Source organism: Spirillospora sp. NBC_01491, from assembly GCF_036227065.1.
Taxonomy (GTDB): Bacteria; Actinomycetota; Actinomycetes; order Streptosporangiales; family Streptosporangiaceae; genus Spirillospora; species Spirillospora xylanilytica.
Map to the genome: position 1 here is coordinate 6201379 of NZ_CP109432.1, position 13359 is coordinate 6214737.

The 13359-nt window shown below is 72.6% G+C and carries 15 protein-coding genes and 1 tRNA gene; 11 read left to right on the forward strand and 5 right to left on the reverse strand.

The genetic code is table 11. The annotated features are described in order from the left end of the window. Nucleotides 1-8 precede the first annotated feature (8 nt). From OHA34_RS28850 to OHA34_RS28890, 9 genes are all read left to right on the forward strand, one after another. Entirely contained in the window at nucleotides 9-917 is a 909-nt protein-coding gene (locus OHA34_RS28850) for an SIS domain-containing protein (protein ID WP_329519486.1), read from the forward strand. A gap of 7 nt (nucleotides 918-924) precedes the next feature. After that, nucleotides 925-2088 (forward strand): N-acetylglucosamine-6-phosphate deacetylase, encoded by a 1164-nt coding sequence (nagA, locus tag OHA34_RS28855; RefSeq protein WP_329519487.1) that lies wholly within the window; start codon nucleotides 925-927, stop codon nucleotides 2086-2088. After that, the gene (locus OHA34_RS28860) at nucleotides 2079-3062 is read left to right on the forward strand and encodes a 1-phosphofructokinase family hexose kinase (protein WP_329519488.1); all 984 of its coding nucleotides are present in this window, start codon (nucleotides 2079-2081) and stop codon (nucleotides 3060-3062) included. The genes nagA and OHA34_RS28860 overlap by 10 nt, the downstream gene beginning before the upstream one ends. After that, nucleotides 3050-3883, forward strand: a complete 834-nt coding sequence (locus OHA34_RS28865) for a class II fructose-bisphosphate aldolase (protein WP_329519489.1) — start codon at nucleotides 3050-3052, stop codon at nucleotides 3881-3883. The genes OHA34_RS28860 and OHA34_RS28865 overlap by 13 nt, the downstream gene beginning before the upstream one ends. Nucleotides 3884-3985: 102 nt before the next feature. Further along, complete coding sequence (locus OHA34_RS28870) at nucleotides 3986-4615, forward strand: GNAT family N-acetyltransferase (RefSeq protein WP_329522461.1); 630 nt, start codon at nucleotides 3986-3988, stop codon at nucleotides 4613-4615. A 241-nt stretch (nucleotides 4616-4856) separates the two neighbouring features. After that, on the forward strand, nucleotides 4857-5411 hold the full coding sequence (sepX, locus tag OHA34_RS28875; protein ID WP_285938251.1) for a divisome protein SepX/GlpR: 555 nt from the start codon (nucleotides 4857-4859) through the stop codon (nucleotides 5409-5411). Between the two features lie 56 nt (nucleotides 5412-5467). Beyond that, nucleotides 5468-5541, forward strand: a tRNA-Ala gene (locus OHA34_RS28880). A 303-nt stretch (nucleotides 5542-5844) separates the two neighbouring features. Further along, nucleotides 5845-6054 (forward strand): hypothetical protein, encoded by a 210-nt coding sequence (locus OHA34_RS28885; RefSeq protein WP_329519490.1) that lies wholly within the window; start codon nucleotides 5845-5847, stop codon nucleotides 6052-6054. A gap of 94 nt (nucleotides 6055-6148) precedes the next feature. Further along, a complete protein-coding gene (locus tag OHA34_RS28890; RefSeq protein WP_329519491.1) occupies nucleotides 6149-6496 on the forward strand; it encodes a zinc-binding dehydrogenase in 348 nt (115 codons plus the stop codon). A 217-nt stretch (nucleotides 6497-6713) separates the two neighbouring features. Here OHA34_RS28890 and OHA34_RS28895 read toward each other — a convergent pair whose 3' ends face one another. Together OHA34_RS28895 and OHA34_RS28900 are read right to left on the reverse strand one after the other, a co-directional pair. Next, nucleotides 6714-7109, reverse strand: coding sequence for a hypothetical protein (locus tag OHA34_RS28895; RefSeq protein WP_329519492.1), 396 nt, complete (start codon nucleotides 7107-7109; stop codon nucleotides 6714-6716). A gap of 129 nt (nucleotides 7110-7238) precedes the next feature. Beyond that, nucleotides 7239-7964 carry a TetR/AcrR family transcriptional regulator gene (locus tag OHA34_RS28900; protein ID WP_285938247.1) on the reverse strand — a complete coding sequence of 242 codons (726 nt, stop codon included), beginning with the start codon at nucleotides 7962-7964 and terminating at the stop codon, nucleotides 7239-7241. 85 nt (nucleotides 7965-8049) lie between these two features. On the opposite strand from OHA34_RS28900, the gene OHA34_RS28905 reads away from it, so the two are divergent. Both OHA34_RS28905 and OHA34_RS28910 read left to right on the forward strand, forming a co-directional pair. Beyond that, on the forward strand, nucleotides 8050-8991 hold the full coding sequence (locus OHA34_RS28905; protein WP_285938246.1) for an ATP-binding cassette domain-containing protein: 942 nt from the start codon (nucleotides 8050-8052) through the stop codon (nucleotides 8989-8991). Continuing rightward, a complete protein-coding gene (locus OHA34_RS28910; protein WP_329519493.1) occupies nucleotides 8991-9812 on the forward strand; it encodes an ABC transporter permease in 822 nt (273 codons plus the stop codon). The genes OHA34_RS28905 and OHA34_RS28910 overlap by 1 nt, the downstream gene beginning before the upstream one ends. 71 nt (nucleotides 9813-9883) lie before the next feature. On the opposite strand, the gene OHA34_RS28915 is transcribed toward OHA34_RS28910, so the two are convergent. The 3 genes from OHA34_RS28915 to pdhA are packed head-to-tail and all read right to left on the reverse strand — an operon-like array spanning nucleotide 9884 to nucleotide 13235. Beyond that, nucleotides 9884-11170 carry a dihydrolipoamide acetyltransferase family protein gene (locus tag OHA34_RS28915; RefSeq protein WP_329519494.1) on the reverse strand — a complete coding sequence of 429 codons (1287 nt, stop codon included), beginning with the start codon at nucleotides 11168-11170 and terminating at the stop codon, nucleotides 9884-9886. Continuing rightward, on the reverse strand, nucleotides 11167-12147 hold the full coding sequence (locus OHA34_RS28920) for an alpha-ketoacid dehydrogenase subunit beta (protein ID WP_285938243.1): 981 nt from the start codon (nucleotides 12145-12147) through the stop codon (nucleotides 11167-11169). Before OHA34_RS28920 ends, OHA34_RS28915 begins: the two co-directional genes overlap by 4 nt. Further along, nucleotides 12147-13235 (reverse strand): pyruvate dehydrogenase (acetyl-transferring) E1 component subunit alpha, encoded by a 1089-nt coding sequence (gene pdhA, locus OHA34_RS28925; RefSeq protein WP_329519495.1) that lies wholly within the window; start codon nucleotides 13233-13235, stop codon nucleotides 12147-12149. Before pdhA ends, OHA34_RS28920 begins: the two co-directional genes overlap by 1 nt. Between the last annotated feature and the right edge of the window lie 124 nt (nucleotides 13236-13359).

Here is a 13359-nt window from a genome sequence, read left to right on the forward strand (position 1 = left end):
GGGCGAGGATGGCGAATCCCCCGCAGGGCGCCGGCCACACCGAGACGGAGATCGCCGACCAGCCCGGATGCTGGCGCCGCGCCGCCGCGTCGGCCGCGGAGTTCGCGCCGGTGCTGCCCCGGGCGGGCGAGCGCGTCGCGGTGGTGGGCTGCGGGACGTCGTGGTTCGTCGCCCAGTCCTATGCGGCGCTTCGCGAGGCGGCCGGGCACGGCGAGACCGACGCCTTCGCGGCCTCCGAGTTCCCCCTGGGCCGCCGCTACGACCGGCTGCTGACGCTCACCAGGTCCGGCACGACCAGCGAGGTGCTGGAGGTGCTGGGGCGCGTCGCCGGTACCGTCCCGACCGTCGCGATCACCGCCGATCCGGCGACCCCGGTGATGGACGCCGCGGACGAGGTCGTCGTGCTGGAGTACGCCGACGAGCGGTCGGTGGTGCAGACCCGTTTCGCCACCACGCAGCTCGCCCTCCTGCGCGCGCACCTGGGGGAGGACCTCTCCACCGCGGTCGCCGACGCCGAACGGGCGCTCGCACAGGACCTGCCCAGCGAGCTGATCGAGGCGGAGCAGTTCACCTTCCTCGGCCGGGGCTGGACGATCGGCCTCGCGCACGAGGCCGCGCTCAAGATGCGCGAGGCGGCGGGGGCGTGGACCGAGTCGTACCCGGCGATGGAGTACCGGCACGGCCCGATCAGCATCACCGCCCCCGGCCGCGTCACCTGGATGCTCGGCCAGGCGCCCGACGGCCTCGCCAAACAGGTCGTGGGCGTCGGCGGCATGATGGCCGTCAGCGGCCTGGACCCGCTGGCCGACCTGGTCCGGGTCCAGCGGCTCGCCGTCGCCATCGCCCGCGCGCACGGTGCCGACCCCGACACCCCGCGCAACCTGACCCGGTCGGTGATCCTGGACGCCGACGGGTGACGCGGCCATGACGGTTCTGACCAACGGCCGGTTCGTCCTCCCTGGAGAGGTGAAGGCCGGACGTCTCCGCATCGCGAACGGCCTCATCGCGGAGCCGGTGGCCGAAGCGCCCTCCCCCCAGCAGGAGGAGGTCGTCGATCTGGCCGGACGATACGTCGTCCCTGGATTCGTCGACCTCCACGTGCACGGCGCCGCAGGCGCCTCGTACCAGAGCGGGCTGGCCGAGGACGCGTCGCGCGTGGCGGGCTTCCACCGGGTGCACGGGACGACCACGACCATGGCGAGCCTGGTCACCGGCGGCGTCCGGGAACTGCGGGACGCGGTCGCGGGCCTGGCCGAACTCGCCGCGGACGGTGTGATCGCCGGGATCCACCTGGAGGGCCCCTACCTGGCGGCGGACCGCTGCGGGGCGCACGATCCGGCCCTGCTGCGCGATCCCGACCGGGCGGAGTTCCGGAAGCTGGCCGAGCTGGGGCGCGGCCACGTCCGCATGATCACGCTCGCGCCCGAGCTGCCGGGCGCGCTGGACCTCGTCCGGGACGCGGTGGACGCCGGGGCGGTCGCGGCGGTCGGGCACACCGACGCGACCGCCGCCACGACCCGCGCCGCGTTCGACGCGGGCGCGCGCGTGGCGACCCACCTGTTCAACGCGATGCGCCCGCTGCACCACCGCGAGGGCGGACCGGTCACGGCCGCCCTCACCGACCCCCGCGTCACGGTCGAGCTCATCAACGACGGCGTGCACGTGGCCGCCGAGGTGGCCCGCCTCGCCTTCGCCGCCACGACCGCCACGACCGCCGCGACCGGTGGGGGCGCAGAGACGGGACGGGTCGCGCTGATCACCGACGCGATGGCCGCGACCGGCATGGGGGACGGCGAGTACGGGCTCGGCGTGATGCGGGTGCGCGTCCGGGGCGGCCGGGCGACCCTCGCGGACGGCTCGTCCATCGCGGGCAGCACGATCACGATGGCGGACGCGTTCCGCCGCGCGGTCACCGTCGTCGGCCTGCCGATCGAGCGCGCCGCCGAGGCCGCCGCGCTGACCCCCGCCCGCGCGCTCGGCATCGCCGGCCGGGTCGGCTCGCTGGCCCCCGGCAAGGCCGCCGACCTGGTCGTCCTGGACGACGAGCTCGGCGTGGCCCGGGTGATGAAGGACGGCCGGTGGCTGTGATCCTCACCGTGACGCTGAACGCTGCGCTCGACGTCACCTACGCGACAGGGGAGGTGGCCTGGGGCGGGACGAACCGTGTCCGCGCCGTTCGGCGGCGCGCGGGTGGCAAGGGGGTCAACGTCGCCCGCGTGGCCGCGACCCTGGGACATCCCGTCCTGGCGACCGGCCTGGCAGGCGGCAGTACCGGCGACCTCATCCGTAGTGACCTTGACCATGCCGGGATACGACACGACTTCTCGTCCGTCAAGGGAACGTCCCGAAGCACCCTCGCAGTGGTGGGCGGCGCTGAGACGACGCTGTTCAACGAGGCTGGGCCGTGCATCGACGCTGCGGAGTGGGACGCGTTCCTGGACCACTACCGGTCACTGCTCCCTGAGGCGGACGTCGTCGTCCTCTCCGGAAGCCTCCCTCCAGGTGTCCCGGACGACGCGTACGCAGTGCTCGCCTCAATGGCCACCGCTCCCGTCATCATCGACGCCGACGGCACGGCGCTCTTCGCCGGTGTGCGGGAACGTCCGGCCCTGGTGAAGCCCAACGCCGAGGAACTCGCCCGCGCCACCGGAGAGTCCTCACCCGTCGCCGGCGCACAGGCCCTCCGCGCGGCGGGCGCCCGCGCCGTCCTGGTCTCGCTCGGCCCGGACGGGATGCTCGCCGTCACCCCGGACGGCACCTGGCGCGCCACACCCCCCGGCCCCATGGCAGGCAACCCCACAGGCGCCGGTGACGCGGCCGTGGCCGCCGCCGCAGTCGCCCTGACCGTCGATACCTCCGCCCCCGACGCCCGGCCCGTCCCCGGCGCTCCTGCGGTCCGCGACGCTCAGGCCGCCCGCGAGTCGTGGACCGCGCTGCTGCGGCACGCGGTCGCGCTGTCGGCCGCCGCCGTCCGCGCCCCAGTGGCGGGCGACTACGACGCCGCCGCGTACACCCGGCTGCTCCCCGAGATCGTCATCGAAGGAGACCCATGCCCCTCGTAGGAACCGGCGAGATCGTCGGCCCCGCCGCGGCCTCCCGGCGCGGCGTCGGCGCGTTCAACGTGATCCAGCTCGAACACGCCACCGCGATCGTCGCCGGGGCGGAGCAGGCCGGCGCCCCCGTCGTCCTCCAGATCAGCGAGAACTGCGTGAAGTACCACGGCGCGGCGGCCCCGGTCATCGCCGCCGCGCTCGCCGCCGCCGCCGTCGCGGCCGTCCCGGCGGCCGTCCACCTCGACCACGCGACCTCGCCCGAGCTGGTCCGCGAGGCGGTCGACCTGGGCGCGGGCTCGGTGATGTTCGACGCGTCCACCCTCGCCTACGACGCCAACGTCGCCGCGACCGCCGAGACCACCGCGTGGTGCCACGACCGCGGCGTCTGGGTGGAGGCCGAGCTCGGCGAGGTCGGCGGGAAAGACGGCGCGCACGCCCCCGGCGTCCGCACCGACCCGGCCGAGGCCGCCGCCTACGTCGCCGCCACCGGCGTGGACGCCCTCGCCGTCGCGGTCGGCAGCTCCCACGCGATGCTGACCCGCGACGCCGTCCTGGACCTCGGCCTGATCGCCGAGCTCCGCGCCGCCGTCCCCGTCCCGCTCGTGCTGCACGGCTCGTCCGGGGTGCCGGACGCGACCCTGGCCGCCGCCGTGGCCCGCGGGATGACCAAGATCAACGTCGCCACCCGGCTCAACGAGGTGCTCACCGCCGAGGTCCGCCGTGCCCTCGATGCGTCCCCCGCGCTGGTGGACACGCGCAGGTACCTCGGCCCCGGACGCGCCGCGATGGCGCGCGAAGTGGCGCGGATTCTAGGCGTTCTCGGGGCCTGACGCACCGGACGGGGTGCGGCGGACCTGCCCGCCGGGCAGATTGTCGGCGACAATTGATGGCGTCCGCACCTTCGACCAGGGAATCATGGAGCCGTGGAACGTTTGCGGGGTTGGCCGGTCACCTTGACCGAAGGCCCGGTAGGGCTGCGTCCCCTCCGGCATCGCGACGCCGCGACCTGGCGCGAGCTCAGGGTCCGCAACGCCGACTGGCTCCGCCCCTGGGAGCCGACCAACCCGGAGACACCCCTGTTCCGCAGCGGCCTCGGCCCCTACCTCAGCATGGTGCACACCATGCGCCGTGAGGCCAGGCAGGGCCTCGCGCTCCCCTGGGTGGTCACGCGCGATGGCCGGTTCGCCGGGCAGCTCACCGTCGGCGCGATCGTCTGGGGCTCGGCCCGGTCGGCCCAGATCGGCTACTGGGTCGATCGGAGCGTCGCCGGCCGCGGGGTGATCCCCACCGCCGTCGCCCTGGCCGTCGACCACTGTTTCTTCACCGTCGGGCTGCACCGCGTCGAGGCGAATATCCGCCCCGAGAACGCCGCCAGCCGCCGCGTCGTGGAAAAACTCGGATTCCGTGAAGAGGGAATTCGCCGGCGCCATCTCCACATCGACGGGGCCTGGCGCGACCACATCTGCTACGCGCTCACCGTCGAGGACGTGCCCGGTGGCCTGCGCGCCCGCTGGCTCGCCAGCCGCGACCAGGCATTTCCACGATCGTCATCGTCCCCATGACACTCGAGCCCGCGGTGACTTTTGGGTCCGCGCGGGCCGTAAGAATCCTGCGTTGGAGAAGGCTTGGCAAACGGAGAGTAACTGCGGGATCGATCTCGCGACACACCGCCCCTTATGCTCGTCAACCTCTGACACCGGCTCGTACCGTGCGGGGCGTGACCCTACTCCCAATGCACGTGCGCGCGCCGAAAGTCGGCCCGTCCGATCGCCGTGCCTTGGGACGCCCCGGGGCGGTGGGCCGATGAGCAGCGCCGTGCTCTACTTGGCCATCGTCGCGGTGTGGGCGATCGTCCTGGTTCCGATGTGGCTCCGCCGCGACACCGAGTCCACCGGCATCTCCCGCCTCCTCCACAAGCGTCCCGCCGAGGAACCCGCCACAGAAGAGGCCGACGACCCCATCGAAGAGGAAGCAGCCCCAGAAGAGCCCCGCCGCCGGACGAGCCGCGCCGCCATCATCGCCCGGCGCCGCCGCCGTACCGCCGGCCTGACCCTGCTCTTCCTGACCGCCGTGGTCGTCGTGATCGCGGGCGTGGTGCCCTGGTGGGCCACCCTGCCCCCGTTCGCCGCGCTGGGCGGCCATCTGGCGCTCCTGCGGGTGGCCGTGGGCATGGACGTCGCCCGGGCCCGCGCCGCCGCCGAGGCCCGCGCCGCCGAACGCGCCCGCGTCCTCGAGGCGGAGGCCGCCGCGGCGGAGGAGGAGACCGCCGAGCAGGCCGAGGTCATCGAGCTCGTCGCCCGTCCAGAGGAGGACGTCTTCGACCAGTACGCCGACGACCGCCGCGCCGTGGGCGAGTGACCCGCGATAAGGATGCGCGAGTACTCCCGGATGTTTGCTAATCTTACGGAGTCCTTGGGGCTGTGGCGCAGACCGGTAGCGCACCTCGTTCGCATCGAGGGGGTCAGGGGTTCAAATCCCCTCAGCTCCACAAGGAAGTACAGGCCAGAGGCCGGTTCGAGACCCTCGAACCGGCCTCTGGCCTTGTGCCACCGGGATCCGTGTGATCGCCGGCATCGGCTACCGCGCCGATCATTCGACGGGTTACCCGTTGCCTCCCCAGCGTGGCCCGCGTAGTGCGCGAACGCCGCCTCGACCTCGGCCGCGAAACGCCGCCGGAACTGCTGGTCGGTCGTCAGCTCCGGACGCACGATCTTGATGGCCACCGCCCTGCCGCTGGGAGAACGTCCCAGGAACACCACACCCATGCCGCTGCGACGTCTACGAGGAGCTCGTGACGGCGTCCCTTTCCGGCGTCGTCGCGCTGTTGGAGGGGGGGCAGCGTGACGGCGAGCTGCGCGACTTCGACCCCCTCATGATGGCCCGGATCATCCGCCGCACCCTCGACGCCGAGGGAGCGCGGGTCGCACACGGCGCTCCCGTGGACGCCGTCATCGACGAGCTGATCGCGACGTTCAGCCGAGCGACACGCTCCGCCCCCTGAAGATCCGCCCCCTGAAGAGAGACTGAATTCATGCTGTTCGGTGTGAATCCGGTGCCGGACGGAATCGATCCGCGTCACATGCACCGTCTTCGGTGTGAGCGGGCTGACGGCGTTCATCGGAATGTCCAGCGTGCTCGACGTCACGGACGCGGACACGGTGCTGGTCACCGGCGCGGCGGGCAGCGTCGGTTCGGCCGAGAAGGTCGCCTGGGTGAAGGACGTCGCAAAGCTCGACGCCTGCGTTGACTACCGCACCGACTACGTTCCGGATGTGTTGCGCGAATTCGCCCCCGACGGGCTCACTGCCGTCTTTGAAAATGTGGGCGGTGTGCTATTGGAAAACGCCCTGGACAGGCTCGCCGTCCATGCGCGCATCGCGCTGTGCGGATCGATCTCGTCGGGCTATACGGCCACAGGATATGGTGCGGGCCCCGCCAACTAGATGTAGCTCGCATTCCGACGGGCCTGCATGGAGGGTTCCGTGTTCCTCGACTATCAATCCCGCTGGACTGACCGGGGTCGTCGTGCGTGGTGGTGCCGGCCCGGGCCCGGCGGGGTGGACATGGCGGGGGCGGACGTCGGGGCGCCGGAGGGCAGCGGCCACCACGTCCCGGTCGCGCCCGTCGGGCCGACGCACGGGACGGCCATCGACGAGCAGATCAGAATCGTCCGCGGTACCACTTCGTGCACATCGACTTCCCGAGGACCGACGCGCAAGTCCGCACTTCGGCCTCGCGTCCCTCTGCACCCGTGGTGTCGATGGTCGTCCGCCCGGGGCTGGTGCAGACGTATTGGCTGTCTCCGACCATCCTGAGACATCCGTAGATGTCGCTGCCGAGCGTGAAGCCCTTGCCCTTCTTGTAGATTTTCGCGTAATTGCCCTTCGCGTGGAGTTTGAATCCGGTCTTGTTGTTGGTGCCGGCGACCTTGAACGCACTGTATGCGTCATACCCGCCCTTGTCGTAGGGGTCGGGTGTCACCCAGCTCTTGCCGTACCTATCGAAGCTGGGGAGCTCCGCACTCGCCTGGGCCGGCAGTATCGGCGCCAGCGCCATGCTCCCGCTCACAGCCATTCCAGCCAGAAGGGACGCCGTTCGAATCATTGCCTCACCTTTCGTTGGAGTATCGAACGAAAGGAGATTACGGCAATGCATTATCATTTCTGTATTGGTTCAATAAATGTGTCAGGCGGGTGGTGAGGGGAGGGCCATGGCGATGCAGTCGAGGACGCGTTCCAGCCCGTTCCGGAACCGGTCGTCCTGGCTCTGGTGCGGTCGGCCGGCGTCCATCACGATCTTGGCGAAGATCGGGTGCTCTCCGCTCGCCAGCAGCCAGTGGATGTAGGGACCGCTGCGCTCCATCCACTCCGACTCGCTGAGCCCGCTGCGGCGGATCTCCTCGGTCCAGTTGATCTCCTCGCGGACGGCGCCCTCGACGTAGCTGCTCAGCAGGCCGGTGAGGCCGAGGTTCTCGTCGATGGGGACGTGGGCGTCGAGGACCCCCATCACCCGTTCGATCAAGCGGAGCTGGTTGGGGCCGAAGCTGGGGAGCGACCGGTTCACGGTGGCGATCCACGGGTGCCGCAGCCACATCGCCCGCACCTCGTCGGCGTAGTGCGCCAGGTCCGCGCGCCAGTCGCCGGAGGGGACGCCCTCGACGTCGATCTCGCCCATCAGCCGGTCGGCCATGAGCTCGACCAGGTCGTCGCGGCCCGGGACGTACCGGTAGAGGGACATCGTGCCCGCGCCGATCTCGGCGGCGATCCGCCGCATGGTGGCGGCCTCCAGCCCCTCGGTGTCGGCGATCCGGAGTGCCGCTTCGGTGATCTGCGCGCGGCTGTAGGCCGGTTTCGGCCCGCGGGCCGGGCGCTCGGGCCGCATCCAGATGTTCACGTACTCGGCGTCGGTCACCGTTCCACCCCCTACTTGCGTACATGGTACCCAGTAACTTAGCCTGGCCGCCTTAACCGCGTACGGAGTACCCAGTGGAGGGATCATGGCGGATCCGATCGTGGTGGCCGAGGGGCTGCACAAGTCCTTCGGCGACGTCCAGGCGCTGCGGGGCCTGGACCTGAGCGTCCCAAGAGGAACGGTCTGCGGCGTGCTGGGGCCGAACGGCGCGGGGAAGACGACCGCGGTGCGCATCCTGGCGACCCTGTCCGATCCCGATGCCGGGCACGCCCGCATCGCCGGACACGACGTCGTCCGTGAGGCCGGGAAGGTGCGGGCCAGGATCGGGCTCGCGGGCCAGCACGCCGCCGTGGACGAGAAGCTCACCGGCCGCGGCAACCTGCGCATGTTCGGGCGCCTCTACCACCTGTCCCGGCGCGAGGCGCACCGGCGGGCCGACGAGCTGCTCGAACGCTTCGGCCTGATGGACGCCGCCGACCGCCAGGTCGCCGGCTACTCCGGCGGCATGCGCCGCCGCCTCGACCTGATCACCAGCCTCATCCTGCGCCCCGAGGTGCTCTTCCTGGACGAGCCGACCACCGGCCTGGACCCGCGCAGCCGCGGCGAGATCTGGGACAGCGTCCGCGAGCTGGTGGCGGACGGCACCACGGTGCTGCTCACCACGCAGTACCTGGACGAGGCCGACCGGCTGGCCGACGACATCGCCGTCATCGACCACGGGCGGGTCGTCGCCGCGGGCACTCCGGACGAGCTGAAGGCCACGATCGGGGACCGCCTCGACGTCGTCCTCGAGGATCCCGCCGCGCTGCGTCCCGCGGCGACCGTGCTGAACGCCCTGGCCGGGACCGATCCCACGATGACCGGTGCGGACCGGCTCAGCGTCGCCCTGCCCGGCGGCGGCCTCCGGCTGGCCGACATCGTGCGCGAACTCGACCGGGCCGGGGTCGCCGCGGCCGACGTGAGCCTGCGCCGCCCCTCTCTCGACGAGGTGTTCCTGCGCCTCACGGACCGGAAGGAAGTCCTCTGATGACCGCTCTCGCCCCGCCGCCGGGCCACCGCCTGCGCTGGACGTTCACCGACGGGCTGACCCTGGTCGGCCGCGAGCTCGGACGGCTGCGGCAGGAGCCCGGGGAGCTTGTCTCGATGCTGATCTTCCCGGCCGTCATGGTGGTGCTGTTCGGATACGTTTTCGGCAGCGCGATCCAGGTGCCGGGCGGCGGAGACTACCGCGAGTACCTGATGCCGGGCCTGTTCTCGATGGTGACCTTCACGGCGGTCATGACGCTCATGATGCGGGTGGCCACCGACGCCTCCCGCGGCGTGATGGACCGGTTCCGGTCCATGCCGATGGCGCGGCTGGCGGTGCCGTTCGGGCAGACCGGCGCCGACCTGCTGGCCGGGCTGCTGTCGCTGGCCATCATGGCCGGGGCCGGCCTGCTGGTGGGATGGCAGCCGCATCGGGGCCTGATCCCGGCGGCCGAGGCGTTCCTGCTGCTGATCGTGCTGCGGTACGCGCTGGGGTGGGTGGGCGTCTATGTGGGCCTGGTGGTGAAGAACGAACAGGCCGCCGACCAGATGGTGCCGCTGTTCCTGCCGTTCACGATGCTGTCCAACTCGTTCGTCCCGACGGACGGCATGCCGGGGTGGCTGCGGTTCCTGGCCGACTGGAACCCGGTCAGCGCGATCACCGCCGCCTCCCGGGAGCTGTTCGGCAATCCGGGGGTGCCGCCGGAAGATGCGGCCTGGCCGCTCGCGCATCCGGTGGCCGCCGTCCTGCTCTGGTCGGCCGCGCTGCTGGTGGTGTTCGTCCCGCTGTCGACCCGTGCCTACACGCACAAGGGACGGTGAAGGCGAGACGGGGGCCGGGGGGCGCCCGTATCCGGGCATGCACGGAATCGGACGCCGGCCCGGAGGCGGTCTCACAGATGGGTCAGGGCCTCCTGGGGGTCCTCGAAGCAGTCGGCGATGAAGCGGAGGAAGGCGGCGGCGGGGGCGCCGTCGCAGACCCGGTGGTCGAAGGCCAGCGAGAGCTGGACGATCTTGCGCGCGGTCACCTCGCCGTCGACGACCCAGGGACGGTCGATGATCCGGCCGATGCCGAGGATCGCGGCCTCGGGATGGTTGACGATGGGGGCCGAGCCGTCGACGCCGAAAACGCCGTAGTTGTTGAGGGTGAAGGTGCCGCCGGTCAGGTCGGCGGCGCCGAGCGTCCCGGCGCGGGCGGCCCCGGTGAGGCGGGTGAGCTCGTCCTGGAGGCCGCGCGCGCTGTGCCGGTGCGCGTTCTTGATGACGGGGACGAGCAGGCCGCGCTCGCTCTGCGCGGCGACGCCCAGGTTGACGCCGTCGAACCGGACGATCTCGGTGGCGTCGACCCGGCTGTTGAGCTCGGGGTGGCGGGCCAGGCCGGCGACGACGAACCGGGCGATCAGGGGCAGCAGGCCGATCGGGGTCCGGCTCCGGGCGTTGATGTCCCGCCGGGCCTGGACGAGCGCCGTGGCGTCGACGTCGACCCAGGTGGTGGCCTCGGGGATCTCGCGCCGGCTCCGGGTGAACGCCTCGGCGGCGGCCCTGCGGGCGCCCTTGAGCGGGATCCGCTCGGAGATCGGGAGCGGGCCGCCGGACGGGGGACCGCCGGCCAGCGCGGACGGCTCGGCCGGGGGGTTGATGGCCCGCTCGACGTCCGCCCGGACGATGAGGCCGTCCGGGCCGCTTCCTTCGAGGGTGGTCAGGTCGACGGCGTGGTCGCGGGCCAGGCGGCGGACGACCGGCGAGATGACCAGGGGCCGGGCCGTGGCTGCCCGGGACGGGGACGGGCGCGGCGACGGGGTCGGGGTAGGGCGGCGGCGCCGGGCGGGGGTGCTGGTGCCGTACCCGACCAGCACGTTGCCGGAGCCCGCCCTCTCCTCCTCGACGTAGCGGGCCGCCTCAGGGCCGAGGTCCGGGGCGGGGTCCGGGGCGGACGCGGCGCCGTCCTCGATGACCAGAAGGGTGGCGCCGACGTCCAGGACGGCTCCGGCGGCGGCGCCCAGCTCGGTGACCGTCCCGGCGTAGGGCGTCGGGACGTCCACGACGGCCTTGGCGGTCTCGACCTCCACGACGGACTGGTCGGTGTCCACCCGGTCGCCGACGGCGACGAGCCAGCGGACGATCTCGGCCTCGGTGAGCCCCTCGCCCAGGTCGGGCAGGGGGAACACGCGGGCGGTCACGCGTCCTCCCACTGGAGCGCCGCGACGGCGTCGAGCACGCGGTCGACGTTCGGGAGGTGGTGGTGTTCGAGCTTGGGCGGCGGATACGGGATGTCCAGCCCGGTCACCCGCCGCACCGGGGCCTCCAAGGCGTGGAAGCAGCGCTCGCCGACCCGGGCCGCGATCTCGGACGCGACGCCGGCGAAGCCCTGGGCCTCGGCGACGACCACGGCCCGGCCGGTCTTCATGACGCTGGCGGTGACGGTCGCGTCGTCGAACGGCACGATGGTCCGGAGGTCGACGACCTCCAGGTCCCGGCCCTCCGCGGCGGCGGCCTCGGCGGCCTCCAGCGCCACCGGGACGCTCGGGCCGTAGGCGATGAGCGTCGCGTCGCGGCCCGCGCGCCGCACCGCCGCCTCGCCGAACGGCCGGGTGCGGGCGCGCGGTGCGACCTCCTGCCTGGACCAGTAGAGCCGCTTGGGCTCGAGGAAGATCACCGGATCGGGCAGCTCGACCGCCTCGCGCAGCATGCTGTAGGCGTCCGCGGCCGTCGCCGGGGCCGCGACGGTGAGGCCGGGGGTGTGGGCGTAGTACGCCTCGGACGAGTCGCAGTGGTGCTCGACGCCGCCGATGCCGCCCGCGTAGGGGATGCGGATGACCATTGGCAGGGTGATCGCGCCGCGGGTGCGGTTGCGCATCTTGGCGACGTGTCCGGCGATCTGCTCGAACGCCGGGTAGGCGAACGCGTCGAACTGCATCTCCACGACCGGGCGCAGGCCGTTCATCGCCATCCCCACGGCCATGCCGACGATGCCGGACTCGGCGAGCGGGGTGTCGAAGCAGCGGCTCTCGCCGAACCGGGCGGTCAGGCCCTCGGTCACGCGGAAGACGCCGCCGAGCGCGCCGACGTCCTCGCCGAAGACGACGACCCGGTCGTCCTCGTCCAGGGCGTCGGCGAGGGCCGTGTTGATCGCTTGGGCCATGCTGAGCGCGGTCATCAGTTCTCCTCGGCGGCGAGCCGCGCGGCCTGCTCGCGGAGCTGCGGGGTCGGGGCGGCGTAGACGTGCGCGAACAGCTCCGCGGGGTCCGGCGGCGTCTGGGCGGGGAGGCGGTCGCGGAGATCGGCGGCGTGCCGTTCGGCCTCGTCGGCGACCGCGGCGATCCCGGCGTCGTCGAGGGCGCCCGTGCGCCGGAGGTGGGCGGTCAGCCGTTCGACGGGGTCGCGGCGCAGCCAGGCGGCGACCTCGCCGTCCGCGCGGTAGCGGGTGGCGTCGTCGGCGTTGGTGTGCGCCTCGATCCGGTAGGTGTGCGCCTCGATCAGGGTGGGCCCCTCGCCCGCGCGGGCGCGCTCGGCGGCCCTGCCGACCACCGCGAGCACGGCCGCGACGTCGTTGCCGTCGACGCCGACGCCGGGCACGCCGTACCCGACGGCCTTGTGCGCCAGGGAGGGCGCGGCGGTCTGGCGGTCGAGCGGCACCGAGATGGCGTACTGGTTGTTCTGGACGAAGAAGACGACCGGGGCCCGGAAGACGGCGGCGAAGTTCAACGCCTCGTGGAAGTCGCCCTCGCTGGTCGCACCGTCGCCGAGGAAGGCCAGGACGACGGTGTCCTCGCCCTTGGCCCGCGCGGCGTAGCCGACCCCGACGGCGTGCGGCGCCTGGGTGGCCAGCGGCGTGCACTGCGGTGCCGTCCGGTGCGCGGCCGGATCGTAGCCGCAGTGCCAGTCGCCGCGCAGCAGGGTGAGGACCTCGACCGGGTCGATGCCGCGCGTCACGAGCGCGACGCTGTCGCGGTAGGTGGGGAAGAGCCAGTCGGTCGGGCGCAGCGCCAGCACCGCGCCGACCTCGCTGGCCTCCTGCCCGTGGGACGACGGGTAGACCGCGAGCCGTCCCTGCTTGACCAGGCTGCTCGCCTGCCGGTCGAAGCGCCGTCCCACCACCAGCGCCCGGTAGGCCGCCAGCAGGGCGTCGGCCGGGGGCAGGGTGTGGCCGCCGCTCCGGGGGCGGGTCGCGCGGTCGCCGTTCTCGTCGATGAGCTGGATCGGCCTGGCGGTGGGAAGCAGCTCGCTCCCGGGCTTGACGACCACGGCACTCCTCCACAATGAGGCTATTTGTCGATACGGTGCAGGTGAGCGGCGCAGAATGTCCAGGGGTGGTGGATGGAACGAGACGAGTGGATCGATCCATTGGATTCGGGTGTACAAACGGCCC